This is a genomic window from Streptomyces sp. JLBT605 (assembly GCF_058215555.1).
Genome location: NZ_CM177087.1, coordinates 6,330,673 through 6,356,161 on the forward strand (window position 1 = coordinate 6,330,673; position 25,489 = coordinate 6,356,161).

The 25,489-nt window shown below is 71.4% G+C and carries 21 protein-coding genes; 13 read left to right on the plus strand and 8 right to left on the minus strand.

Annotated elements, in window-relative coordinates; all coding sequences use genetic code 11:
- Window positions 1-40: 40 nt before the first annotated feature.
- On the plus strand, window positions 41-514 hold the full coding sequence (locus tag AC4BDD_RS27455; protein WP_490688144.1) for an Lrp/AsnC family transcriptional regulator: 474 nt from the start codon (window positions 41-43) through the stop codon (window positions 512-514).
- Between the two features lie 97 nt (window positions 515-611).
- Here AC4BDD_RS27455 and AC4BDD_RS27460 read toward each other — a convergent pair whose 3' ends face one another.
- Complete coding sequence (locus tag AC4BDD_RS27460) at window positions 612-1,361, minus strand: VOC family protein (protein ID WP_490688145.1); 750 nt, start codon at window positions 1,359-1,361, stop codon at window positions 612-614.
- A gap of 436 nt (window positions 1,362-1,797) precedes the next feature.
- On the minus strand, window positions 1,798-2,604 hold the full coding sequence (locus AC4BDD_RS27465) for a SigB/SigF/SigG family RNA polymerase sigma factor (protein ID WP_490688146.1): 807 nt from the start codon (window positions 2,602-2,604) through the stop codon (window positions 1,798-1,800).
- A gap of 284 nt (window positions 2,605-2,888) precedes the next feature.
- Here AC4BDD_RS27465 and AC4BDD_RS27470 point away from each other — a divergent pair, with 284 nt between their 5' ends.
- A complete protein-coding gene (locus tag AC4BDD_RS27470; RefSeq protein ID WP_490688147.1) occupies window positions 2,889-3,275 on the plus strand; it encodes a hypothetical protein in 387 nt (128 codons plus the stop codon).
- 537 nt (window positions 3,276-3,812) lie between these two features.
- Here AC4BDD_RS27470 and AC4BDD_RS27475 read toward each other — a convergent pair.
- The 3 genes from AC4BDD_RS27475 to AC4BDD_RS27485 all read right to left on the minus strand — a co-directional run bounded on the left by AC4BDD_RS27475 (window position 3,813) and on the right by AC4BDD_RS27485 (window position 5,841).
- Entirely contained in the window at window positions 3,813-4,796 is a 984-nt protein-coding gene (locus AC4BDD_RS27475; RefSeq protein WP_490688148.1) for an NAD-dependent epimerase/dehydratase family protein, read from the minus strand.
- Window positions 4,797-4,909: 113 nt separating this feature from the next.
- The gene (locus AC4BDD_RS27480; RefSeq protein WP_490688149.1) at window positions 4,910-5,359 is read right to left on the minus strand and encodes a YchJ family protein; all 450 of its coding nucleotides are present in this window, start codon (window positions 5,357-5,359) and stop codon (window positions 4,910-4,912) included.
- A gap of 71 nt (window positions 5,360-5,430) precedes the next feature.
- A complete protein-coding gene (locus tag AC4BDD_RS27485) occupies window positions 5,431-5,841 on the minus strand; it encodes an RNA-binding S4 domain-containing protein (protein ID WP_490688150.1) in 411 nt (136 codons plus the stop codon).
- A 110-nt stretch (window positions 5,842-5,951) separates the two neighbouring features.
- Here AC4BDD_RS27485 and AC4BDD_RS27490 point away from each other — a divergent pair, with 110 nt between their 5' ends.
- Both AC4BDD_RS27490 and AC4BDD_RS27495 read left to right on the plus strand, forming a co-directional pair.
- On the plus strand, window positions 5,952-6,686 hold the full coding sequence (locus tag AC4BDD_RS27490; RefSeq protein ID WP_490688151.1) for a Mut7-C RNAse domain-containing protein: 735 nt from the start codon (window positions 5,952-5,954) through the stop codon (window positions 6,684-6,686).
- Window positions 6,687-6,823: 137 nt separating this feature from the next.
- Window positions 6,824-7,606 (plus strand): eCIS core domain-containing protein, encoded by a 783-nt coding sequence (locus AC4BDD_RS27495; protein ID WP_490688152.1) that lies wholly within the window; start codon window positions 6,824-6,826, stop codon window positions 7,604-7,606.
- 119 nt (window positions 7,607-7,725) lie between these two features.
- On the opposite strand, the gene AC4BDD_RS27500 is transcribed toward AC4BDD_RS27495, so the two are convergent.
- Window positions 7,726-9,129, minus strand: coding sequence for a COG1470 family protein (locus AC4BDD_RS27500; RefSeq protein ID WP_490688153.1), 1,404 nt, complete (start codon window positions 9,127-9,129; stop codon window positions 7,726-7,728).
- Window positions 9,130-9,350: 221 nt separating this feature from the next.
- Between AC4BDD_RS27500 and AC4BDD_RS27505 the strand changes: the two genes are divergently transcribed.
- From AC4BDD_RS27505 to AC4BDD_RS27520, 4 genes are all read left to right on the plus strand, one after another.
- Entirely contained in the window at window positions 9,351-9,977 is a 627-nt protein-coding gene (locus tag AC4BDD_RS27505; protein WP_490688154.1) for a helix-turn-helix transcriptional regulator, read from the plus strand.
- Between the two features lie 337 nt (window positions 9,978-10,314).
- On the plus strand, window positions 10,315-12,879 hold the full coding sequence (locus AC4BDD_RS27510; RefSeq protein WP_490688155.1) for a VWA domain-containing protein: 2,565 nt from the start codon (window positions 10,315-10,317) through the stop codon (window positions 12,877-12,879).
- A 45-nt stretch (window positions 12,880-12,924) separates the two neighbouring features.
- Window positions 12,925-13,719, plus strand: a complete 795-nt coding sequence (locus AC4BDD_RS27515; protein WP_490688156.1) for a Pvc16 family protein — start codon at window positions 12,925-12,927, stop codon at window positions 13,717-13,719.
- Window positions 13,716-15,800: an ATP-binding protein gene (locus tag AC4BDD_RS27520; RefSeq protein ID WP_490688157.1), complete on the plus strand. Its 2,085-nt coding sequence runs from the start codon at window positions 13,716-13,718 to the stop codon at window positions 15,798-15,800. Before AC4BDD_RS27515 ends, AC4BDD_RS27520 begins: the two co-directional genes overlap by 4 nt.
- A gap of 25 nt (window positions 15,801-15,825) precedes the next feature.
- Here AC4BDD_RS27520 and AC4BDD_RS27525 read toward each other — a convergent pair whose 3' ends face one another.
- Both AC4BDD_RS27525 and AC4BDD_RS27530 read right to left on the minus strand, forming a co-directional pair.
- Entirely contained in the window at window positions 15,826-16,233 is a 408-nt protein-coding gene (locus AC4BDD_RS27525; RefSeq protein ID WP_490688158.1) for a hypothetical protein, read from the minus strand.
- A 26-nt stretch (window positions 16,234-16,259) separates the two neighbouring features.
- Entirely contained in the window at window positions 16,260-19,733 is a 3,474-nt protein-coding gene (locus AC4BDD_RS27530; RefSeq protein WP_490688159.1) for a phage tail protein, read from the minus strand.
- 261 nt (window positions 19,734-19,994) lie between these two features.
- Between AC4BDD_RS27530 and AC4BDD_RS27535 the strand changes: the two genes are divergently transcribed.
- The 5 genes from AC4BDD_RS27535 to AC4BDD_RS27555 all read left to right on the plus strand — a co-directional run bounded on the left by AC4BDD_RS27535 (window position 19,995) and on the right by AC4BDD_RS27555 (window position 25,463).
- On the plus strand, window positions 19,995-21,566 hold the full coding sequence (locus AC4BDD_RS27535; RefSeq protein ID WP_490688160.1) for a phage tail sheath family protein: 1,572 nt from the start codon (window positions 19,995-19,997) through the stop codon (window positions 21,564-21,566).
- Window positions 21,567-21,630: 64 nt separating this feature from the next.
- The gene (locus tag AC4BDD_RS27540) at window positions 21,631-22,074 is read left to right on the plus strand and encodes a phage tail protein (protein WP_490688161.1); all 444 of its coding nucleotides are present in this window, start codon (window positions 21,631-21,633) and stop codon (window positions 22,072-22,074) included.
- Complete coding sequence (locus AC4BDD_RS27545) at window positions 22,074-22,535, plus strand: hypothetical protein (protein ID WP_490688162.1); 462 nt, start codon at window positions 22,074-22,076, stop codon at window positions 22,533-22,535. The genes AC4BDD_RS27540 and AC4BDD_RS27545 overlap by 1 nt, the downstream gene beginning before the upstream one ends.
- On the plus strand, window positions 22,532-22,678 hold the full coding sequence (locus tag AC4BDD_RS27550) for a DUF6760 family protein (RefSeq protein ID WP_490688163.1): 147 nt from the start codon (window positions 22,532-22,534) through the stop codon (window positions 22,676-22,678). The genes AC4BDD_RS27545 and AC4BDD_RS27550 overlap by 4 nt, the downstream gene beginning before the upstream one ends.
- A 25-nt stretch (window positions 22,679-22,703) precedes the next feature.
- Window positions 22,704-25,463, plus strand: coding sequence for a hypothetical protein (locus AC4BDD_RS27555; protein ID WP_490688164.1), 2,760 nt, complete (start codon window positions 22,704-22,706; stop codon window positions 25,461-25,463).
- Window positions 25,464-25,489: the final 26 nt, after the last annotated feature.

The following is a 25,489-nucleotide window of genomic DNA, read 5'->3' on the forward strand; positions in this document are numbered from 1 at the left end:
ACCGACGAGTGGCGGAAAAACTCCGTGTTATGTTCGGCCAGTGTCCGATTCGATACCTCTGGATCCGGTGGACCTGCACATTCTGCGGCTGCTGCAGAACGATGCACGGGCGACCTACCGCGATCTGGCCGCCGAGGTGGGCATCGCCCCGTCCACCTGCATGGACCGGGTGAACCGGATGCGCCGGGCGGGCGTGATCCTCGGCCACGCACTCCGCGTCGATCCGGAGAAACTCGGCCGCGGACTCCAGGCGCTGCTGCTGGTCCAGGTCCGGCCGCACCGGCGCGATCTGATCGGTCCCTTCGTGGAACGGGTCCGCGCGCTGCCGGAGTCGCGGGCGCTGTTCCACCTCACCGGCCCGGACGACTACCTGGTCCACGTCGCGGTGACCGGAGCCTCGGACCTGCAACGCCTGGTGCTGGACGAATTCACCTCGCACCGGGAGGTCGCCCGGGTGGAGACCCGGCTGATCTTCCAGCAGTGGGAGTGCGGCCCGATGCTGCCGCCCGCCTGACCGCGCCCGGCGAGCATCCGTCCGCCGTCGGACCCGGCGAGCGCGCGCCACCGGCCGCAAGCCCGCAGGCGAAGGCCCGCCCCGGCCGGAAGCCCGGTCAGCCGGGCGTGACCCCGTAAAAGGGCCGGTCCGGGGTGACCACCGTGAACAGACCGCCGTCCGGGTCGCGCAGGGTGGCCTCCCGCCCGACTTCCGACACCGACGACGGCCGGACCACCGACCCGCCGTTCAGCGACGCCGCGGAGACGGCCGCGTCCACGTCCGGCACCTCGAAATACACATGCCAGCGGGGCCGGACATGCGGATCGGGCGCCGACTCGACCGCGCCCCCGCTGATCCGGGCGATCGCCTGGTTGCCGTCCCGGACGATCACCTGCTCGCCCTGGTAGTCGATGTCACAGCCGTCGCGCCCCTCCGAGGCCCACTGGAGCACCTCCGCGTAGAAGATCGCGGCGGCGAAGGTGTCCCGGGTGCGCAGCTCCAGGTGGGCCGGCGCATGTCCCCGGCCCACCGCCCACTGGCCCCGCTTGCCCTCCCAGATACCGAAGACCGCGCCGTCCGGGTCGGCGGCCAGCGCGGCCCGGCCCTTGCCGAAGGTGAGGGGACCGACCGCGACCGTGGCGCTGCGCTCCCGGATCCGGGCGGCGGCCGCGTCGGCGCTGTCCACGGAGAAGTACGGGGTCCAGGAGACCGCGACCCGGTAGGTGTGCGCGAAGGCGCCGATGCCGGCCACCGGAGAGCCGTCGGACAGCGCGACCGAGAATCCCTCTTCCAGCCCTCCGGTGCGGAAGGTCCAGCCGAGGACCGCGCCGTAGAACTCCTGGGCGGTCGGCAGGTCGCGCGACATCAGAGTGACCCAGCACGGTGCCCCCGCCACAGCTTCCGATGAGGCCGACATGGGATTCGCCTTGCTCCTCTTACGGGCGGACACCGTCAGCGGTCCTCGGCCCCGGAGGCCGGGTGTGGGGCTCACGGCTTGTCTCAGATCTCGGTACGGGTTCCCGGTCGGCACCGTGCCTAATCCGGCATCCCGCTTCGTCACCCCTGCGTCAGCCCCTGCGTCCCTCCTGCTCCCGGGTGTGTTTGCGGCCCCGGAAGCCGGGTAACCCGGTAGGCCCACGGCGACGTGGGGGCCGGCCCGGCGGATCCGCCCGCGGGCCGCACCGAACACCCCGTGGGTGAGTCGGAGGACATCGGGGCGGCGAGAGCGGATCTCACACCGGGTCGGTCATGACCTTCAAGGCACCGGGTCGGACGTGACCCCTCAAGGCTCCGGGTCGGCTTCAGGCCCGGTCGGCCATGACCCGGTCACGCAGGGTGGCGCAGGTGCGGCTGAGTATCCGGGAGACGTGCATCTGGGAGATGCCGAGCTCGTCGGCTATCCGGTTCTGCGACATCCCGCAGAAGAAGCGCAGGTAGAGAATCTGCCGTTCGCGGTCCGGGAGGACGCGCAGCTGCGGTTTGAGGGCCTCGCGGTCCACCACCCGGTCGTAGCCGGGCTCCAGATCGCCGAGGGTCTCGGTGAGTGAGTAGCCGTCCTCGGTGCCCGGCAGCTCGGCGTCGAGCGAGAGGGGTGAATAGCTGTTCATCGCCTCCATGCCCATCCGGACCTCCTGGTCGCTCAGATGGGTGTAGGCCGCGATCTCGGCGACGCTGGGGCCGCGCTGGTCGAGCGAGTGCGACAGCTCGCGCTCGGCGACCCGGACCCGGTTGCGCAGCTCCTGGATCCTGCGGGGCACATGGGTGCCCCAGGTGTGATCCCGGAAGTGCCGCTTGACCTCGCCGACGACGGTGGGCACGGCGAAGCTGGCGAAGGTGTTACCGCGCGCCGGGTCGTAGCGGGCGACGGCCTTGACCAGGCCGAGGGCCGCGATCTGCCGGAGGTCCTCCAGGGACTCGCCCCGGTTGCGGAACTGGCGGGCGAGCCGTTCGGCCATGGGCATCCACGCGCAGACCACTTCCTGCCGCAGGGCTTCCTTCTCCGGCCCTTCGGGCAGCGAGGCGAGAGCGGCGAACGCGGCCTCGGTGTCCGGGGCGTCGTCGTGCGGGTGCCGCGCCGAAGGGCGCTTGACCTGTGTTCGTACGCTCATTTGTGACAGCTCCAGGATCGGTGGTGAGCGGGGCACCACCGCGGGAGCGCACGCAACCAGGGCCTGTGCGGTCACCTGGGATACGGCCTGATCCCGCGGAACGTGCCTCCGGTCCGAAGCACATGTCCTGTGGGGGCCACCGAATCCAACGGACAAATCTGAAGAAAATCCAAAGATTCGGACGGATCGGCCACCTCTCCACCCTAGCCACCAGCAGGCGCCACCGCATCCGACCACCCGTCCGGGCAGGTTTGAGGCCGGTCAGGAGGGGACACCCGAGCCGAATGAGCAGTCAGCTGAGCACGGCACGCGTCGGCATCTGCGTCTCCGGTGACCGGGAGGACGCGTACCGCGTGCTGGAGGCGCTGAAGGCGGTGTTCCCCGCCACCGACGACGACGCGCGGCGCAGGCCCTCGGAGTCGCCGCCCGACCCCGCCCACGGCCACATGGTCTGGTCGATGATCGTCGACACGACCGAGCAGCAGGGCACCGGGCACGGAGGCGCGGCCTCCTCGCCCCCGCTGACCGGCCAGGTGGCCGTCGACCTCTTCGGCATCGAACCCCCGGTGCGCCGGGTGCGCACGGCACTGGAACGTGCCTTCGGCATCCGGAGCGAGAGCCACGTCTCCGGCGACCAGGAGATGGAGTTGCGGCTGCGGCTCGGCCCCTGACCCGCCTCGCGGCCCAGGTCTTCTCGCGTCGCCTGACCGCCCCGCGTTCCCTGACCCGCCTCGCGGACCCCGACCTTCCCGCGGCGCCCGGTGTTCGCCGCTGTCGCCTTACGGCGAACTGACTACCCGCGGGCATAGACTGGCTTCGCAACGTCACCGGAATGGGCTTTTCCGGGCCCCTCTCACCCGTCTCACGTGGTATTTACCACCGTCTGGCGTGGAGAGGCAGCTTCCGGGGCCCTCACCGCGTCTATCTGGTGAGGAGCCAGAAGGGAGGGTCCGTCGTGAACTGCACCCAGTGTGGAGCTCCGGTCATCCAGGGACCGAGCGGCGGATGGAGCTGCAACAACTGCGGGGCCTCGGGGTGAGGCACCGCTTGCGCTGCCGTCCTCAACAGACGGCAGCGCCCTGTCTCTTCACCGTGCCCGAGGCCACCGGACCTCCGGCAGCCGCGTCACCCGCGGTCAGGGCATCGGCCGGCGCGGCCAGTGGGATCAGGGCACCGGTCGGCCGGGTGGGGCGGTCTGCGACGGGCGTTCAACGCCGCAGGAGCTCCGCCTCCACCTCCAGGTCCAGCCCCTTCAGCGGCCGGTCGGGCCGCTGCGGCGCCACCCCGCCCAGCTTCTCCAGCCAGGCCCAGGTGTCGGCCACCGTCTCGCCGATCGGGCGGCAACGCAGTCCGGCCGCGAGGGCCTTGGACACGTCCGCGTCGAACATGGTGTCGTACAGCTCGCCCGGCGGCAGCCAGATCGGGAGCTGGATCCACGGCTCGATCCCGGCCGCCAGGATCGCCTCCGGCTCGGTCCAGCACAACTCCACCGAGGCGCCGGTGACCCGCGCGCACTCCTGGAGCAACTCGCCGATCGTGGCGTGCCCCCGCGCGCTGACCACGTTGTACGCACCGGTCAGCCGGCGCTCGGCGGCGTCCAGCACCCAGTGGGCCAGATCCCGGGTGTCGATGTACTGCAGGGCCAGATCCCGCGGGCCCGGCGCCAGCACCTTCCCGCCGCGCGCGATCCGCGACAGCCACCACGGCAGCCGCCCGACGTTCTCCCCGGGGCCGACGATCAGCCCCGCCCGCGCCAGCAGCGACCGCTCGCCGAAGGCGTCGAGTACGGCCAGCTCGGCGCCGCGCTTGGCCCGCGCGTAGTCGACCTCGCCGTCGTCGGGGGAGCCGTCCACCACGGGGAAGTCCTCGTCATGCCCCGCCGCGGCCGGGTACCGGTACACCGACGCGCTGGAGATGTAGACGTAGCGGCCCACCCGGTCGGCCAGCAGCCGGGCCGAGTCCCGCACCGCCGAGGGCGCGAACGACCAGGTGTCGACCACGACGTCCCACTCACCGGTGGCGAGCGCGGCGAGGCCGTCCGCCGACCGGCGGTCGCCGTGCAGGGCGGTGACGCCCTCCGGCGGCTCGTGGTGCCCGCGGTGAAAGACCGTCACCTCCCAGCCCCTGGCCAGCGCCTCCTCGGTGATCGACCGGCCGACGAATTCCGTTCCACCCAGCATCAGTAGCTTCATGACGGCGACTCTGCCTGCCGCGGCCCGCCTTTGAACACCGCAACCATGCTGTCAGCAGAAATCGCCGACAGCTGAACCCTGCCCCGGCGTTGGCCTCCGGTCAGTGGGACCGGTCAGTCCTCGATGATCCCGTCGACGTACACCCAGGCGCCGTCGACGCGGGTGAACCGGCTGTTCTCGTGCAGCTCGCCCGCCTGCCCGTGCGCGACGTAAGTCGCCCGGAACTCCACCGTGCCCTCGTTGCGGAAAACCCCGCCGTCGGTGCTGCCCAGGATCTCCAGCCGCTGCCAGCGCAGCTCGGGATCGAAGTCGATGCCCGGCGGCCGGGTCTCCGGATGCCAGCTGCGCAGCAGATACGCCTCGTCGTGCACCGCGTAGGCGCTGAACCGGGAACGCATCAGCTCTTCCGGGGTGGCCGCGCGCGCCTGACCGGAGTGGAGACGTCCGCAGCACTCGGCGTAGCCGGCGGGCAGCCCGCAGGGACAGGCGCCCGAGCGGTGGGCCAGGGGCCCGCGGGCGGGGCGGTTCGTGGTCGGTCGGGTGCGTGACGTGCGTCGTGCCATGCGTCCATTGTGACGGCAGCGGTCGGCGACCCGCCCGGCACTCCTCGTCCACTCCTCTGGCGGTGTCCGGCCTACTCCTCGTCCGGCGGCGGCAGCAGGGGCGCCGCCTCCAGGCCACGGAGCCGGTCCAGGTCCCGCCGGTCCCGCTTGGTGGGACGTCCGGCGCCCCGGTCCCGTACGGCGACCACCACCAGCTCCTCGCGCGGCGGGGGCGGAGGAGAGTTGTCGACGAAACACTCAGCCGCGACCGGCGCCCCGACCCGCTTGCGGATGACGCGGGAGACGACCACGATCCGCTCCCGCCCGGCCAGCCGCAGCCGCACCTCGTCACCGGGCCGCACCGGCTGAGCGGGCTTGACGCGCTCACCGTTGACCCGCACATGACCGGCCCGGCAGGCGGAGGCGGCCAGCGACCGTGTTTTCGTCAAGCGCACGGACCAGATCCAGCTGTCGACCCGTACGGTCCCCTCGTCAGAAGCCACGTCCCGAGTCTAAGCCGATCCCGGCCGCAGCCTGGGAACTTTTCGGGAGCCGTGGACAGCCGCCGGAAAAAGCCCGGCCGGGCCGCCCGGCGCGATGGCATGCTGGCCGTGTGAACGGACCCGAGATCCACATCAGCTTCGACCCCCAGCTGCACCCCCTCGCCGCGGCCGAGCGCCGCGGCGGCCGGACCGTGCTGGCCACCGACGGGTCGTCCACTCTCGGACATGTCGTGGAGTCGCTCGGCGTCCCGCTCACCGAGGTCGGCCGGCTGCTGGTGGACGGCCGCGAGGTCCCCGCCTCCCACGTCCCGGTGGCGGGCGAGACCGTCGAGGTGCGGGCCGTCGACCGGCCGCAGCAGGTGCCGGGCGCGCCGCTGCGCTTCCTGCTCGACGTCCACCTGGGGACCCTCGCCCGCCGGCTGCGGCTGCTGGGCGTCGACGCCGCGTACGAGAGCGAGGACATCGGCGACCCGGAGCTCGCCGCCCGGTCCGCGGCCCAGCGGCGGGTACTGCTCTCCCGCGACCGCGGCCTGCTGCGACGGCGCGAGATCTGGGCCGGCGGTTTCGTCTACAGCGACCGGCCGGACGAGCAACTACGCGACGTCCTGAGCCGCTTCGCGCCGCGCCTCGACCCGTGGACACGCTGCACCGCGTGCAACGGAGTGCTGACCGAGGCCGACAAGGACGCGGTCCAGGAGCGGCTGGAACACGGCACCCGCCGCACCTACGACGTCTTCGCGCAGTGCACGGAATGCCACCGGGTCTACTGGCGCGGCGCCCACCACGCCCAGCTGGAGGCGATCGTCGAGCGCGCGCTGAGCGAATTCGGCGGCGCCACGGTCTGACCGCCGCTGCCCGATGGGGCAACCGGCGCTGCCCTTGCCCGGCGAGGGGTGGCCTGGACGGCTGCCGTGCCCGCCCGCGAGCCTGGAGACCGGCCATGCCGGAGAAGAGAACCGAGGCGCCGCAAGGGGAGCTTCCGATGCACGCACACGACCATGGAACCGAGCACGAGCACGACGAATCCCTGAAGCCGGCGAAGGAGTCGGACCCGCACACCGCGGCTGAGCTGCCGCATCTGCTCAGGGCCGCGGCCACCGGCCGCACCGAGGTGATCGGCCGCGCCGGAATGGGCACCCTGCAGCGCGCCGTCGGCAACAGCGCGGTGGGCTCGATGATCCAGCGCGACCGGGCGGAGGAGGAGCCGGAGCAGCGGTCGCGCTCCTCGGTGCACGATGTGGTCTCCTCCGGGGGGCAGTCCCTGGACACCGACACCCGCGCCGACATGGAGGCCCGGCTGGGCGCCGACTTCTCCGACGTGCGGGTGCACACCGGCTCGGCAGCGCACGAGTCGGCGCGTGAGGTGGGCGCGCACGCCTACACAGTGGGCAACAACGTCGTCTTCCAGCGCGATGCCTACGACCCGTCCTCGCACCAGGGCCGCACCACGCTCGCCCATGAGCTCACCCATGTCATCCAGCAGCGCAGCGGCCCGGTCGACGGCACCGAGGCGCCGGGCGGGATCCGGGTGAGCGACCCGTCGGACCGCTTCGAGCAGGAGGCCAGCGCCAACGCGGCACGCGTGATGTCCGAGCCCGCCCCGGCCGCGGAGCGGCCCGCCGCCCCGGGATCCGCCGGGGCCGCCGCGGTCCAGCGGCAGGCCGAGGACGAGGAGGAGCAGCCGGCGGACGTGCAGGGCTCCTTCGTCCAGCGGGCCGCCGAGGGCGGCGAGCAGGAACAGGAAGAGGAAGCCCCGCCGGAGTAGCGGCTACCGCACGATGCCGGGCCGGCCGAGCGACCGGCCACCGCATGATGCCGGGGCCCGGCCGGGCGACGCGAATCCGTCGTCTCGGGCCGGGCCCCGGCATCGTGCGGCACCGGTCCTCAGTCCTCCTCGGACTCCTCCGGCTTCTCCACGGTCCGCAGTGAGCCGCCCAGGAACAGCGACTCCGAGCACTCCGACGGCCGCGGCGCCTTCACCGGCTTGCCGACCTCCCGACAGCTGACCGAGATGGTGACCTCGCCCCCGGCCGGGATCTCGATCGGGGTGACGAAGTGGTAGTCGGAGTCGCGGAAGTTCTCCAGCGCCAGGTTGAGCAGCTGTCCGTCCTGGCTGGACACCGTCAGGCTGCCGGCGTCACCCTGCGGGTTCTGCACCACGATGTCGGTCAGCTCGAAGGTCTTTCCCTCCGGGACCTCGATCGCGGTCTCGGTCCGTGGGCCGCCGCCCACCGCGGCCTTCACCAGCTTCCGGGCGCTGGTCGGGACGGACGGGCCGTTCACCGAGCCGGGATCGCCGCTGGTCCCGGGCTTGGGCTTGCCGTTCCCGCCGGAGCCGCCGGAGCCCCCGGAGGCGCCGCCTCCGGACGCGCCGCCGCTGTCGGCGCCGCCGCTGGCGCCGCCCGACGGCTGGCCCTTCTGCCCGCCGTTGCCGCCATTGCTGCCCTCGCCGCCGTTGTCACCGCCCCGGTCCTTGTTCACGGCCGACTCGACCGCTTCGGGGGTGATCGCCTCCCGCGCCGCCGAGCGGACGGTGGGCCGCAGCAGGGAGTACCAGAGGCCGACCAGCGTCGCGATCAGCAGCACCGCGGCGATCAGCGCCCGGGGCAGCCAGCGCGGCAGGATGGCCTGCTGCTCGTACGAACCGTCCAGCACCACCGGCTCGTACGGGTCCAGCCCGGCCACCGGTTTGGGCGCCACCACCACCTGGAACGGATGGGTGACCGGGGTCCCGCGCCACAGCCGCTTGACGGGCCGGATGTCCAGGGTCGCGAACTTCGCCTGTCCCGGCGGGATGGTCAGCTCGGTGGGCTCGAAGGACGGCCGGGCCCGCTCGGTGCCGCCCTGCGGGGCCAGCAGCACGGTGATGGGCGTGTTGCCCCGGCTGTCCACCGCCACCTTGTGCCGCCCGCGCCAGGCGCTGTGCGAGGAGCGCGGCACCAGCTCGGCGGTGACCTCGATGAACGGCAGCACGGTCACGGCGCGCTCCGGCACCACCGCCCCGCTCGCGTCGCTGGTCGGGATCACCCGGAGCCCCAGCGGTGTCTCGCCCGGTACGACCTCCGGGCCGCGCGGCGGCCGGAGCTTGAGGGTCGCGGTGCCCGACGCCCCCGGGTAGAGCGACAGGCTCGCCGGCTCCACGGTGGTCCAGGCGGCACACGGGCCGACCACCTCGAACCGGAACTCCTCAACGGTGCTGCCCGAATTGAGCACCTGCACGGGGAGGTCCGCCTCGCCACCGGGCTCAACGGTGACGGAGGACTCATCCAGGCTTGCCGAAACACTCATGGCGGGAACCGTACGGTCCGTCAGCAGGCCCGGCAGCGGCCGCGCAGGAACACTTTCGGGCACATTCCATTTCTCTCTGAGTCATCGTCAGTTTCACCCTCTTCGTGGGAAAGTTATCGGGGAGAGCGTGTCTGGTGGGGAGTCGGTACCCGGCGGGGTAGGACAGGCACACGGCGCCGTGGCGCCGCTCAGGGGGAGGAAAAATCAGCATGAATCAGGCAATGACGGATCGGATTCTGGTGGACCTCAGAGCCCAGGACCCGATCTCGCAAGCGGGGGTCGCCAGCCAGCTGCGGGCTCGTCCCGAAGTACGGCTCGTGGCGCGGGACGAATCCGAGGCGGCCCAGGTCGTGGTCGTCGTCGTGGACGGTGTCGACGACGCCGTGCTGTGCGCACTGCGGCAGATCCAGCGGACCAGCAGCGCGCGAGGGGTGCTGGTCGCCACCCAGATCGACGAACAGCAACTGGTGAGCGCGGCGGAATGCGGCTTCATCGGCATCGTCCGGCGTGCCGAGGCCACGCCCGAGCGCCTGGTGCAGGTCATCGGCGCGGTAGCGAAGGGGGAGGGGCACGTGCCGGCCGATCTGCTCGGCAGCCTGCTGGAGCAGGTCGGCAAGTTGCAAGGGGAGGTGCTCGGGCCGCGCGGGCTCAACTTCACGGGCCTGGCCGCTCGCGAGATCGAGGTCCTGCGACTGGTCGCGGAGGGGTACGACACCGCGGACATCGCCCTGAAACTCGCCTATTCCGAGCGGACCATCAAGAACGTCCTGCACGCGGTGATGACCCGGCTCAACCTGCGCAACCGCTCGCACGCGGTCGCGTATGCGCTCCGTCAGGGGCTGATCTGACGCCCGGGAGCCGGTGAGCCGGAGCGGATGCACGTTCGGGCACCGGCCCGTACCCGAAGGGTTGGCTCGCCTCCCGCTGCCCGAGGCCACCGCCGAGGACAGGGTGGAGCCCTGCGCACCGATGTCGCGAATGGAGTGTTCTGTGCGGGGGGTTGAGCGCTTTCGACTTCGCGGACTGCCGTGGCCGCTGTGGCGCGCCACGGCCCGGGCCCGTGACCGGGCCGGAGCTCGGCCGGGCGGCCGGATCCCGGCCCGCCCGGGCCGCCGCACCGGCCTTCGGAGTGCGGTCCGGCCGGGTGGTCGAGCCGGTGGCCGCTACCGGGGCGCCCGGATCGGCGTGCTCACCGCCTCGCTGGTCCTGGTGGTCGGGGTGATCCCCGGCACGGCCGTCGTCGCACGGCCCCCGGACCCCGAGCCGACGGTGACACCCGCCCGGGTGACGGGCGCCCTCGACCCCGGCGCGACCCGCACGGTGCGCAAGGAGGTCCGTACGCCGGCCGTACCGCCACGGCCGGACGTGGTGCTGCTGGTGGACGGCACCGGCAGCATGCGGGACAGCGTCGCGAACATCGAGGACCAGCTGGACTACATCACGGACACGGTGACCGGCCAGCAGCCCGACGCCCGGTTCGCCGTGGCCACCTACGGTGACGCGGTCGACGGAGAGAACGCGTACCAGGTCCTCCAGGGCCTGACCGACAACATCGACGAGGTGAAGCGCGGGGTCGAGGCGCTCGACACCACCATGGGCAACTCCTCCCCGGCCGAGGACTGGATCAACGCCCTCTGGCAGGTCGCGCGGAACGGGGAGGGCGGAACCGTCTTCCGCGAGGGCGCGAGCCCGGTGGTGGTCCTCATCGGTGACGCCTCCAGCCACGACCCCAGCCTGGGACACACCCTCACCGAGGCCATCGACGCGATCAAGGGCGTCCGCGCCCGGGTGATCGGCGTCGACATCGACACCCCCATCGGCGACGGACTCAACGGCAACGGCGACAACGGCAACGGCCAGCCCAATGAACCGACGCACGAGCCGAACCAGGCGACCAAGGTCGTGGAAGCCACCGGCGGCAAGCTCTTCACCGGCATCAGCTCCGGCCAGGTGGCCGAGACGATCGTGAAGGGCCTCACCAACCTGCCCAGCACGGTCAGTTACCAGACACTCGACTGCCACCCGTCGCTCTCCGTCACCCTGGAGCCGGCGACCCGGACGGTCACCAGCGGAGAGACGGCCACCTTCACCGAGACGATCACGGCGGCGCCGGACGCCCCCCAGGGCGCCGAGCTCGACTGCGCCCTCCAGTTCCTGGTGGACGGGCAGGTACCGGGCGGTCCGACCCCGCAAGTGGTTCTGGGCGATGGCGGTGCTGCCTCCGGTGGTGCGGCCTTCAGCGATGGTTCCGGCACGGCCGACGGGTGGGACCAGTCCGACGGGTCATCGAGCGGTGGCGACAACGGCGGCCTGCTCGGTGGCGGCATCGGCGACGCGCCTACGGTGCCGGACGCCTGCGCCGGCGCCTCGCCGGGTGGCTGCGCTGACAGCACGACCGGTGGCTCCGGTTCGGATTCGAGTTCGGGTTCGGACTCCGGCTCGGATTCCGGCTCCGGCTCGGATTCCGGCTCTGGATCGGATTCCGGCTCCGGGTCGGACTCTGGTTCCGGGTCGGATTCGGGCTCGGATTCGGGCTCCGGGTCCGGCTCTGGATCGGATTCCGGTTCTGATTCCGGTTCCGGGTCCGGCAGCTCATCCGGCTCCTCGGCCGGTGACACCCAAGGTCCCGGCGAACCGGGCGATCCGGGCGGTTCGGGCGATTCCGGCGGTGAGACCCCAGGTCCCGGCGATCCGGGCGGGGACAGCCAAGGGCCCGATGGTCCGGGGGACCCCGGTGGGGACAGCCAGGGCCCCGGCGGCGGTGACGGCGAGGACGATGACGAGGATCCCGTACCGCCGTACCAGCAGCACATCACCATCACCGTCAACGACGTCGAGGCCCCGGTGGTCATCGTCGACGACCGCACCGTCGAGGCCACCAACGACGACGGCGCGAAGATCGACTTCACCGCGGGCGCCGAGGACGCGGTGGACGGCCGGCTGCCGGTCAGCTGCGACCACGCCTCCGGATCCTTCTTCCCCGTGGGCACGACCAAGGTGACCTGCACCGCCACCGACTCCGCCGGCAACACCGGCAGCGACTCGGCGGTCTTCAAGGTGCTCGCCAAGCCGCCCACCCCGAAGCCGCCTGCCCACCCCGAAGCCGACCTCGCCGTGGAGATCACCGTCAACCCCGCACGCAACTACACCGGCAAGGAGACCGTGGCGCGGTTCAGCCTCACCAACGCCGGTCCCAAGACGGCGGAGAACGTCGTCCTCACCACCGACTGGCCGCAGGCCGAGGACGCCGCGCGGCGCACCCTCACCACCTTGCCGATGTGCACCAAGGACGACCCCTGCACCATCCGGCCCGGCGGCCGCGTCGATCTCCCGCAAGGCGCGACCTACCACCAGGCGGTCAGCGGCGACATCAAGGCCACGGTCAGCGGTTCACCGCGCGACCCGGAGCGGGCGGACAACGAGGACTCCGCGCGGATCCGGATCCTCCAGCCCCAACTGACCCTCACCCCGGCCGTCGGTCCGCCCGGATCGGTCGCCCAGGTCCGGGGCAAGGACTTCCCGCCCGGCACCGTGGTCGACCTGACCTGGAAACCGGGCATCACCGCGGCACGGTCCGAGGTGCGGGTCGCCCCCGATGGCACCTTCGAGGCCCAGATGCTGATCTTGCGCCGGGACCGCCTCGGGCCGCGCACCCTCAACGCCCAGGTCCGCGGATACGATCCGCTGAGCAAGCCCTTCCTGGTCGTCCAACGCAACCTCGAACCCCCGGACTTCGCGGGTCGCAGCTGACACCGGCCGCAGCTGACACCGGCCGCAGATCGGGAGGGACGGACAGTGATCCACGAGGTCGACGAGGCGCTGCGCACCCTGTTCCGGGGCGAGGCGCTGGGCAGTGGCCAGATCGCCGTGGTCTTCGACGCGCCCACGCGCGACTGGGCTGCCACGGTCAACGCTCCCACCGTCAATCTCTATCTGTACGACATCCGGGAGGACATGCGCCGCCGGGAGCGGGGCCTGCACAACGAGTACGACGAGCAGGGCAGGATCATCGCCCGCCGCCGCCCGCCCCGCTACTTCAAACTCTCGTATCTGATCACCGCCTGGACCAAGCGCCCCGAGGACGAACACCGCCTGCTCTCCTCGCTGCTGTCCTGCATGCTGCGCCATGAGGCGCTGCCGCCGGAGCGGCTCACCGGCTCGCTCGCCGAGATCGGCGTGGCCGTCCCCATGACGGTGGCCCTCCCGCCCCCCGAGGACCGCTCCTTCGCCGACGTGTGGAGCGCGTTGGGTGGTGAGCTCAAACCCTCGCTCGATCTGGTGATCAGCGTGCCGGTCACCGACTCCCCGGTCTACGCCGCCGGGCCGCCGGTCGGCGAGGAGGGCCTGCGGCTGGACCTCGGAGACCTGGCCGCCGACGGATCCGGGCTCGCCCGCCCCGGCGACTCGTACCAGACAAGTCCCGACGGCCGGCGGCTGCCCGTCTACGGCTCCCGCCCCGGCGCCCCGGCAGGGCGCGACACCGCGGCGGGTGGACGCCCGGGCCGGGCGCGCGGCGCCGGGATCACCTCCCGGGTCGCGGAAGGCCCGCACGCCAACGACGACACCGCCCCGCGAGAAGGGACCGGATGAACGACCAGCCCGACCCCCATGCCGGCGGGGAGCCGGATGCCAGCCTGCGCCACCTCCTCGACCGCGCCGTCCTCATCGAGGAGCGCGTGCGCCGCGCCGTGGCCGTCCGGCAGCAGGCCGACCCGGACCCGGACGACGCGTTCCGCGGCCTCTACCTCAGCGACGAGGCGATCCGCCGCCTGCTGGAGGACGGACGTTCCCTCGCGGCCCCCGACGAGACGGACGCCGCCCGCCGGGCTGCCGCCGAGTCCCAGGCCGCCACCGCCACGCCCCCCACCCGCCTGGACGCCCTGCGCACCGCCTGCCGGCTCACCGAGCTGGACGTCGACATCCTCCTCATCGCGCTCATCCCCGACCTCGATGACCGGTTCGAGTCCTTCTACGGCTATCTCAACGACGACGTCACCCGCCGCCGCCCTTCCATCGGCCTGGCCCTGGGCCTGTGCGGCCACGTCGCCGCCGATGCCGCCGCGCGGGCCCGGCTGCACCCCCAATCCCCCCTGCGCGCCTGCGGTCTCCTGCTCGTCGAGGAAGCCGACCGGCCGTTCCTCGCCCGGGCGCTCCGGGTGCCCGACCGGGTCACCGCCCATCTCCTCGGCGACGACACCCCCGACCCCCGCATCTCCGAGCTGCTCGCCCCCCGGCACCGGGCGGCCGGTGTCGGCGACCCCGGCCAGCTCGCCCGCGCGCTGGCCGGCGGAGTCCGGCTCGTCTACCTGAGGGAGGAGCAGGGTGGCGCGGGCGCGGCCCTGGCCGCCGATGCCCTCGCCCGATCCGGCCATGCCGCACTCGGCATCGACCTCGAACGCCTCGCCGATGACCCCAGCCCCGCCGAAGCCGTGCGCATCCTCGCCCGCGAGGCCCGGCTCACCGGGGCCGGGTTGGTCTGCGGCCCGATCGACGCCCTGATCCGCGACAAGCCCGGCATCGTCCGGCTGGTCGCCGACACCCCACTGCCGGTGGTCCTCACCGGCCGCGCCCCATGGGACGCGAACTGGTCCACCCGGCCCCCGCTGCTGCTGCACGCCCCGCGCGTCGAACCGCAGGCCCGCGCCGCGCTCTGGTCGGACGCCTACGCGGCAAAGGTGCCCGCCGGCCTGGACGTCACCCGCACCCTGGCCCCCTTCCTCCTCACCCCCGACCAGATCGGCCGCGCCGCCCGCAGCGCCGCGCAGACCGCCCTGCTCGACGGCGGCGAGCTGCGGGCCGATCACATCAGGGCCGGAGCCCGGGCGCAGAACGCGGCGGGTCTGGACCGGCTGGCCCGCCGCATCGAACCGGCCGTCGGCTGGCCCGATCTGGTCCTCCCACCCGACAACCACGCCCAGCTCCGCGAGCTGACCGCCCGCGCTCGTCACCGCGACACCGTCCTGGGGGAGTGGGGCATGCGTCCCGGCGGCGGCCGGGGGCGAGGCGTCACCGCGCTCTTCGCCGGCGACTCCGGCACGGGCAAGACCATGTCCGCGGAAGTCATCGCCGCGGATCTGGGCCTGGACCTCTATACGGTCGATCTGGCCACCGTCATCGACAAGTACGTCGGCGAGACCGAGAAGAACCTCGAACGCATCTTCTCCGAAGCGGCCGGGATCAACGGCGTGCTGCTCTTCGACGAGGCCGACGCGATCTTCGGCAAGCGGTCAGAGGTCAAGGACGCCCACGACCGCTATGCCAACGTGGAAAGCGCCTATCTCCTGCAGCGCATGGAGACCTTCGACGGCCTGGCCATCCTCGCCACCAACCTCCGCGCCAACCTGGACGACGCGTTCACCCGCCGCCTGGATCTGGTCATCGACTTCCCCATGCCCGACGCCGACCAGCGCCGCCTGCTGTGGGACCGCTGCCTGGGCACCGTCCTCCCGCGCTCCGCCGACCTGGACCTCGACTTCTGCGCCCACTCCTTCGAGCTGGCCGGCGGCAACATCCGCTCGGTGGCGGTGACGGCGGCGTACCTCGCGGCGGAGTCGGCTACGGCGGTGACGATGGCCCACCTGATCCACGCCGTCCAGCGCGAGTACCAGAAGCTGGGGCGGCTGACCCTGGCCTCGGAGTTCGGGCCGTACATGGAGCTGCTGATCAGCTGAGCGCCGACGACACGATGGGCGGGTCTCACGAGGACTCGGAGAACCTTCTCTCGACCTCGTCACCGTACGCGCGCTCGGCGGCGAAATCCTCGGAGTCGGGCAGCCTCCATGGAGAACCCGTCATCACGGTCAGGACATCGGCGACGGCCTGACTGATGTCGAGCGCGGTGATGTCGACATCGCTCTCCGCCGTGAAATCAAGGAATGCGGGATCCTCCACTTCCCCCTCGAAGCGGAACATCCGCCCGCGAGGGCCTCCCCATTCATACAGGCCGACATCCATGCCGAGGAGCTTCCCCCTCATACCGGGGATCTTGTGATATTCACCTTCCTCGAGTGGGCAGCCGGTGGCTCTGGTGACTCTCGATGTCATTTCTGCCAGGGCGAGGGTCGCATCGTTCCGGACGGCGAAATGTGTGATGGTCAGATTCATCTGCTTCCCTTATGGGCAAGGAATCGTCAGAGGGGTGGCGTCTTGCGCAGGACGACCTCTGAATCTCCTACTCGGGCGACACCCGGAAGAGCATTCTTCAGTGCGGTTGCGATGGCTTTCGAGAGCTGCATCAGCTCGCGCGTGTCCCGGAACGCGGGAAAGATTTTTCCGGCCTGCTCGCGGGACGGGTCGGACCGGACGATGGCGTCGAATTCCGCGGGATGGATGACATACATGTCGACATCGAAGTCGCTGGCATCGAAGTGCGTCTTTCCCTTGTGCGGGCCCTTCCAGCCGGTCTTGATGCTGCCGCGGTACTCGATCGGCTTCCCCTTGTAGCTGAAGGAGGACAACACCGCCTCGACTTGCTTCTTCTTCTTTTCGTGTGCGTCGCGCCAGATCTTGTTGCCCTTGACGCGGATGGTGTTGTCGATTTCTTCCGCGCTCAGGTCATGAACCCCGGTGGTCGCGGCCCATTCCTTGAGCTTTTCAAGAAGCTGCTCGGCCTGATCCACGAGTGGCCGCACCTTGCTTGCCGCCCTTTGCTGTCCGTCTTTGCCGAGTGCTGTGCCCCGAGCCTCCTTCGGGAAGGTATCCTCGTAGATCTTCTTGAACTGCGCAACGTGCGCGGTCTGCAGGGCCGTGATGTGCGGCAGCAGGTCCATCTCGTACAGCCCTCTGACGTCATCGTCCTTCAGCTCGCTCATGTAGTGCTTGAAGTTGTCGATGCCGGCGTGTGCCTGTGAGAACTTCTTCGTCAGCGGCAGTTCGGCCGATGACGCCATGGTCACCGAGACATCAGAGGAACTCGGCTTCAATGTCAGGGTATGTGGCTCGCCGGCCATCTGGAACGGAACCTTGACCGTCGGCCGTTCCGCCTTGACAGGCCCGTTCTCAGGGTCTTTCCCCGCGCCCTTGGGATCGTTCGGCTTCTTCTTGAACTTCTGCCAGAGCGCCTTGCCCTTCTTCGCGATGAAGTCGACGATCTTGTCGATCGCGCGGTTGACCGGGCGGGAGACCGACTGGATGACGCTCTTCACCTTGGCCGCCAGGCCGCCGATGCCCAGCAGGGACGCCAGGAAGCCGATGAGCAGCGGAATGCTCGCCGCCAGCGCGCCCTCGACCATCTTGGGAACGCCCGCGGCCCCGCCGCCGGCGATCTGGATGACCGCGTCCAGGACGGCGTTGACGAATTCCATGATCTGGGCGCCCTGGTTCACGATGAACGAGACGATGTCGATGATTCCCTTGACGGCCCGGACGAAGGCCGAGGCCGGGTTGAGCAGGGAGAGGATCCAGGTGATGCCGGCGACGATGACCGTCGGGACCAGGTAGGTGGTCAGCTTCTCCAGGATCGTGGCCTTGAGGTCGCCGACCGACTGCTCGATCTCCTTCGCCGCGCCGGCCGGGCCCTCCTTCACCAGCGCCGAGGCGATCGGCACGGACGACTCGACCGCGCTCATCGCCTGCTCCGGCACGCCCTTGCGGGTGATGCGTGACCGGATGTTGGCCCAGGTCAGGCCGAGCATCGACGCGATGAGCTGGATGATGCCGCGGAGGTCGAACCTCGCCGGGAGCTCGATGCCGGCCTTGGCCGCGGTGCCCAGGAGCCAGGAGATCAGGCCCTTCTTCAGATGGCCGGCGATGTTCGTGATGAAGAGGTTGAGGCCGGCGCCGACGGCCTTGACGAGATTGCCGAGGAAACCGATCGGATCCTTGATGATCTTCGAGACCGCACCGGCCGCCTTCGCCAGGATGCCCATCAGCATCTTCGTCAGCTCGATGATGGTCTTGATGACGCCGACCACGGCATCCAGAGCCTTCTGGACCAGCCCCTTGTTGGCCTCCTGAAGCTTCTTGATCTCCTCGTCGACGGCGTTCAGCGCCGTGGTGTACTTCTGGGCCAGGTCCTGGACCAACTGCTTGGACTTGTCGTTGACCTGCGATTCCAGGCCCTCGAACCTGGCCGTGAAGTCGGCGGCCGCCTCCTGGCCGAACTGCTTCAGATCGGCCGGGAGTCTGTCGACCTCGGCCTTGAGCTCGGCGCGGCCCTTGGCGATGCGGGCCTTGGCCTTGCCCAGTTCCACGCCGATGGTGTCGGCGATGGAGGAGATGACGCCCTGCATCTGGCTGACGTAGAGCTTGCGGGATTCCTGGAAGAGCTGGTTGGCCTCTTCCGGCATGCCGAGCAGCTTGTCCTTCGCCCACTTGGCGGGGCCGAAGAAGCCGGAATAGCGCTTCTTCTTGTACGCCTTCATCCGCTTCTCGTGGTCGGCGGTGAAGGCGTCCCGGGCGGTCTTCTCGCCTGCGGTGAACTGCTCGTCTACCTTCTTGTCCAGGCCCTCCAAGGTGCCTTCGACGTCCCTCTTCGTCTCGTCGAAGACCTTTTGCAGCTTGGCGGTGACCTGCCGGCGCTTCTGCTCGTCCTTGGACTTCGCCTCGCCCTTCCCGCCGTCGACCTGTTTGCCCGCCGCCGCGCGGGTGGCGGTCAGGGCGCCCATGGCCTGGGCTCCCGCCGCGGCGGCACCCGCCTTGGCCTCGGCCAGTCGCTCGTTCTCGGCCGCCCGGGCCTGGGCGGGCGCCTTGGCGGAATGGTCCTCGGCCTTCTCCTTCTCCGTCAGGGCCTGGTCGAAGTCGGGTTCGTTGCCCTTCTTCAGCTGCTCCTCGGTGACATCGGCCTGTGCCATCTCCTGGTCGGTCTCCTTGGGACCTTCGGAGAAGTCGGTGACGGCGGCGGGCTGCTTCTGAGGGATGGCGTCCTGGGCGCTGGGAGCGCCCGGGTTGGCCGGCGGCTGGTCGGGGGCCAGCGGGGTGACCGGCTTCTCCTTCGCCGCCGAGGTGTCCGGCGGTGCCTTGGTGGCGGTCTCGATGTCCTTGGCCGAGGACTTCTTCCCGGCGCTGACCTTTCCGTCGACCTGCTCCTTGACCTTCCCGGCCTTGCCGGAGTCGGCGAACTTGTCGGCGTCGTCGAGGTTCTTTGGGGCTTGTTTGGCGATCGCGTCGTTGACCGCTCTGATGAACGCGGCCTTGTCGAACTCACCGGGCTTCGCGGCGTTCATCTTCTCCGCGTTGGCCGCCTTGCCCTGGGCTTCCTTGTCATCCGGCGGCGCCACCGCCGCGTCCTGAGCGGCCTTCGATTCACCGGCCGCCGGAGGATGATGGGCGAGCTTCTGCTTCTTCGCCGCCACATCGGAGGTGACCTTCCGGAAGCCGGGAGCCTGGGAAGGCGGGGGCTTCACCGGAGCGGCGTAGCGCTGCGCGACGAGGCGGGAGACCGCCCGATTGCCCACCGCGCCCTGCAGCCGCTGGACACCCTGGCGGTCCAGGGCGCGGCCGCCGGACCGCGGCGGGGCGCCGGCCGCGACGTCGGCCGCGGCGTCGGGCGTCGTCTGCGCGGTGACGGGCGGCGCGGACGGGTGCCGCGGGTGGCCCTGGCCGGCCTGTGCGGTGGGCTTGGCGGACTTGGCAGACTTGGCGGACTTCTCCCCGCCGGCCTTCACGGCATCACCCGGGCGCCCTGGTCGCCGCGCGCGCCGACCGGGCAGAGGTGCCCGGCCATGGCGCTCTGGCCGTCCGTCCCCGACATGGCGCCAGGATGCGCGGGCCCCCAGATCGACTTCCCAAGCAGGCGGGCTGCGATTCAGGCACATCCGGTGCACGATCGGGCAGCCCGTTCTGTACGCCGGGGCGGCCGAAAGCCCTTTTCGATGATCCGGTACGCGAAGAAGAATCATGGCGTTTCCCCGGTCAAGGAGAGTGGTATGCCGTCGTACCTGTCCCCGGGCGTCTATGTCGAGGAAGTCGAGTCCGGGTCCCGCCCGATCGAAGGGGTGGGCACGTCGGTCGCCGCCTTCGTCGGCTTCGCTCAGAAGGGCCCGTTCAACGAGCCCACGCTGGTGACGAATTGGACCCAGTTCGTCGGCGTCTTCGGCGATTTCATGGAAGGCGCCTATCTCGCCACTTCCGTCTACGGCTTCTTCGCCAATGGCGGCGGAGTCTGCTACGTCGTCCGGATCGGCGGCCGGCAGGCCGAGGCGGAGCGAGGGGAGGGAAGCGCGGGCACACCGGGAGAGATCACCGGCCGGTCGCAGGCGCAGCTCGGCCCCTATCTCGTACGGGCCCTGCCCGGCGTCACCGGTGAGATCACCGTGGAGGTCGCGGAACCGGAGGGCGAGGACCCGCCGCAGGACGTGTTCAAGCTGCTGGTGAAGCGCGACGGCGAGGTGGTGGAGAGCTACCCGGCCGTCACCACCAAGCGCAGCAAGGAGAACGTGGCCGCCCAGGTCAAGGCGCGCTCGGAGTTGATCGCGCTGGAGGAGCCGGGTAGGGGCGCCGCGCCCGCCCGGCCCGCGGCCCAGTCGGTGACCCTGCTGCCCGTCCCGGCCGCCGCCCCCGCCGCCCCCGCCGGGCCGGCCACCGAGGCGCTGTCCGCGGAGACCTACGTCGGTGATCCCGACCAGCGGACCGGCTTCGGCGGTCTGGAGGCGGTCGAGGAGATCACCATGGTCGCGGTGCCGGACCTGATGAGCGCCTACCAGCGCGGTGTGCTGGACCGGGAGACGGTGATCTCGGTGCAGCAGGGCCTGATCACCCACTGCGAGTCCATGGGCGACCGGATCGCCATCCTCGACCCGCTGCCCGGGCTGAGCCCCCAGCAGGTGCGCACCTGGCGCAATGAGACGACCGGATTCGACTCCAAGTACGCCGCGATGTACTACCCGTGGCTGAAGGTCTTCGACCCGGCGGCCGGGCGGAACGAGTTCGTGCCGCCCAGTGGGCACATCGCCGGCGTGTGGGCACGGAACGACGACTCGCGAGGGGTGCACAAGGCCCCGGCGAACGAGGTGGTCCGCGGCGCGGTCGCCCTCCAGACGCAGATCACCAAGGGCGAGCACGATCTGCTCAATCCGATCGGCCTCAACTGCATCCGCTCTTTCCCCGGCCGCGGAATCCGGGTCTGGGGCGCCCGCACCCTCTCATCCGATCCGGCCTGGCGCTATCTGAACGTGCGGCGGCTCTTCAATTACCTGGAGGAGTCGATCCTGGCCGGCACGCAATGGGTCGTCTTCGAGCCGAACGACGACGCCCTGTGGGCCCGGGTGCGGCGCACCATTTCGGCGTTCCTGGTCAATGAATGGCGTAAGGGGGCGCTCTTCGGACTCACTCCGGACGAAGCCTTCTATGTGAAATGCGACCGTGAGACCAACCCGCCGGAGAGCATCGACGTGGGACAGGTCATCTGCGAGATCGGGGTGGCTCCGGTCAAGCCCGCGGAGTTCGTGGTGTTCCGGCTCGCGCAGCTCTCCGGCGGCTCCGGCGCCGTCGACGAGTGACCGGCCGACACCTCGTCGTCGATGCCTGACCCCCACTCAACACGTCTGATGCTAGGAGGCTGTCATGCCGCTCCCCGATCTCGACAGTTCCGTCGGATGCTCCTTCGGTCTGGAAATCGACGCCGTAGTCATCCGGCAGATCACCGAGGTCAGTGGTCTGAAGATGGAGCAGGACGTCATCGAGCTGAAGCAGAACACCGCTGATGGCAAGTACGCGATCAAGAAGCTGCCCGGGCGGATCAAGGCGGGGGAGGTCACCCTCACCCGCGGCCTGACCGAGGACAACAGCTTCGAGGCATGGATCAAGGACTCGCGTTTCGGCCGGATGTCCACCGCCCGTCGGAACGGCTCGATCATCGTCTACGACTTCGAGGGCCTGCCGATCAAGCGGTACAAACTGATCAGCGCCTGGCCCAAGATGCTGGAGATCAGCACCCTCAAGGCCGGGGACACCTCGGTGCTCACCGAGAAGCTCGTCATCACCTACGAGAGCATTGAAGTCGAGTGATGCGGCGAGGCTTCCCGGCACCCCCGCGGGCGGAGGAGAGCGCCGCCCCGCCCGCGGAGCCCGTCGCCCGGACCGAGCGCGCCGAACGCCTGATCACCGAGTTCCCCTTCGAACTGCCCCGGGGTTATGTCGACGAGTCGGGGACCGTGCACCGCACCGGGGTGATGCGGCTGGCGACCGCCCGGGACGAGCTGATCCCGCTGCGCGACGACCGGGTGCGGGAGAACTCCGCGTATCTGTCCGTGGTGCTGATCGCCCGGGTACTGACCCGGCTCGGCACCATCGAGGACGTCCATCCGGGCATCGTGGAGGACTTCTTCGCCTCCGACCTGGCCTTTCTGCAGGACTTCTACCGCCGGATCAACGCCGAGGGCCACACCCGCGCCGCCGTCACCTGCCCCTCCTGCAAGGAGAGCTTCGCGGTGGACCTCGCCGGTGGTGGTCGCCTGGGGGAATCGTGACGTACGCGGCGGACCGCATCCACGAGGAAGTCGCGTACCTCGCCTACCACTTCCACTGGTCGCTCGACCAGATCCTCGACCTGGAGCACGCCGACCGGCTCCGGTATGTGGATCAGATCGCCCGGCTCAGCCGGAACAGATGACTGAGGACTGAAGAGGGCGGTACTGATGGGATTGCTGTCCTGGCTGAGCGGCGGCCGTCGGCAGACCACCGCACCGGCCGACCCCGCACCGGACGGCCCGGTGCCCGCCGCTGCCGAGGGGCCTGGGGCCGGGCCGGCCGACGCGGCGGCCACGGGGGCGCCGATGGTGCCCGGCTGGCGTGAGCTGCCACCGCTGCAGCGCACCGTGTCGGACGCCGCGCTGATCTTCGACCCGGACGGATTCCGCGGTTCCCTGGGCAGTTGGCGAGACGCGAGCCTCAGCACTCCGCTCGGCCATCTGGTCAGCCCCCAGGCGCCCTCCGGGCTGGGACACGGGCTGGTCACCACCGCGGGCGGGCCGGCCTCCGGCGGGCTCACGGTCAGCCGGGACACTCAGGAGACGGAAGGATCGGCCGGCGCCACCGGATCGAGGCCGTCGTCGAGCATGACAACCTCCTGGGAGCGCGCCAGGCCGGGCGGCGGGGCCGAGGCCCGGGCCGTGCCGGTGCAGCGAGCGGTGAGCCAATCGCTGGTGTCCGCCCGGCCGGTGGAGACCTGGACGCGGCCGCTGACGCCGGTGCCGATCGCGGCAGAACCGTCGAGCACGGGCCCGCGGACGACGGTGGCGGCGGGTCCGGACGAGGCCACAGCGTCCGGTCCGGCCACGGATCCGGGCCCGGAGCCGGAGCCGCTACCGAGCCCAGGCGCGGACCCGGCCTCTGGCCCGGTCCCGGCGTCGTGGCCCAGGGACGAAGCCGCCGCACCGCCCGTGCAGCGGACCCTGGGAGAGCGGGACCAACCGCCCCGCCCGCCCCACCTCGGGCTGGGCGAGCCGCTGACCTCACTGCCGCCCACCGCGCAGCGGACGCCCGCCGCCAGCACGGGCACCGGGCCGCGACTGCCCCAGCGGCAACCGCCGGCGCCGCAGCCGCCGGAGGCCCCGACCCCAAGGACGGACTCCTCGGCAGGCCCGGACGGACTTCCGGTGTCCCGGGAGGCGGCATGGGCGGGGAACGACACCGGACCGGTCCAGCGGATCGCCGCCCCGGAGCCGCCGAACGCGGGACCGGGCGAGGCGATGCCGGACGAGGCGGAAGCAGCGGTGAGTGGCGGGCCGGCGGTGAATGCGGGGCCTGACGATGCGGAGCCGACAGCGAGCGCGAGCCCGGCGGCGGACGGCCCGGCACCGGGCGTGGAGGCTGCTCCGGATCCGGGTGTCGCCCCGGCGGATGGCGAGTCCCGGCCGCTGCTCGGAGACGATCCGCTGCTGCCCGACCCCGTCGGCGAGGGCGGTCCCGTGCGGGAAAATCCTGACTCGGTACGCGGATCGGCGCCGGAGGCCACGACTTGGGGGCCGGTTCCCTTGCAGCGAGACCGGGCCGACACTCCGCCGCTCCACGGCCCGGTTCCGGGCCGGCCGGGATCCGGGGACGGAGGGTCCGAGGGCACGGCTTCGGGCCCGGTACCCCTGCAACCAGCCGTGGTCGGGAGCACGCCGATCGCGGCCCCGGCGCCCAAGGGTGCGACCCGCGCGCCGGTCCCGCTGCAACGGGCCACCGCCGACGGACTGCCGATCACCCGGAACACCACCTCGGAGCCGCTCGCCCAGCCGATCGCCCGGCCGGTGGCGCCGCTGGTCGCCCAGCGTTCCCTGCCGCTCTTCTCCCAGGTCGCTGTTGAGGCCCCGTCAGGCGGCGGAGGGCTGGGCGGCGTGGTGCCCCCGGCTCCGCAGCCGGTGCCGATCCGGTGGGCCTCGGCGGACCCCGTTCCCGGCCCGGCTCCCGACCCGGGCTCCGGCCGCGACCGGGGCCCGGCCGTCCAGCGCACGGCCAAGGAGGCCCAGGGCGGTACCCGGGCGAGCCCCGGGCCCACCTCCGGCGCGGATGCCGGTCCCGGCGGGGCGACCAGTGTCACCGCGGGGGCCGGTCCGAGTCCGCGTCCCGGCATCGGCGCACCGGTGCAGCGAGCTGTACCGCAAGCTACGGAAGCATGGGCGGCGCCGTCCGCGGAGCCTGCGACCGTGCCCCTGCCCGGCCCGGTGACCTCGGCGGTCCAGCTGTCCTCGACGCGCTCGGCGCCCCAGGGAATTCCGGACTTCGATCGCAGCGCTCCGCCGGTGCCGCTGCGGCCGTTGCCGCGGGTGCAGCGCGTGCCCGTGCCGTCGTCCGCCACCGGCCCTGCCCCGCCGTCGTCCTGGTCCGGAACGGCGGGAACTGCCCAGACTGTCCCGGGCCTTTACGCACCCGGCCTGACGAGTACCGGCCTGACCGTGGCCAGGCTGACCGCGCCCAGCCCGATCGGACCGGGCCCGGCGGATGTCGGACCGCCGGCCGGCGTGCCCCTGGTGGACGCCGGGTCGGTGGCCGTCGCCGCCGGGGTGGCGCAGCGGATGGCCGACGGTTCGGTCGTCTTCCGCCCGCCGCCCGGCCGTGGCCTGACGGTGCAGCGGGACGCGGAGCCGGCCGGCGGCGCCCTGACGACCACTCCGTCGGTGGCGTCTCCGGCGCCCGAACCGCTCGCGGAGCCCGCGCCCGCGCCGGAGCCCGCGCCCCAGGAACCCTCCGGTCCCGGCGATCCCACGGGACAGCACGGCGGGGCGGATGGGTCCGGCGGCGGCGCCCCCGAGCCGGGAGGCGGCGAGGGCGGCAAGGAGGGCAAGGGGGGTGCCCCGGCGGTGACGGATGAGCTGGTGCGGGCCCTGTTCGCGCCGCTCAGCCGCCTGCTCAAGGCCGAGCTGCGGCTGGAGCGGGAGCGCGCCGGCTTCCTGATCGACACCAGGCACTGACGGGATCGACAAAGGCACTGACGGGA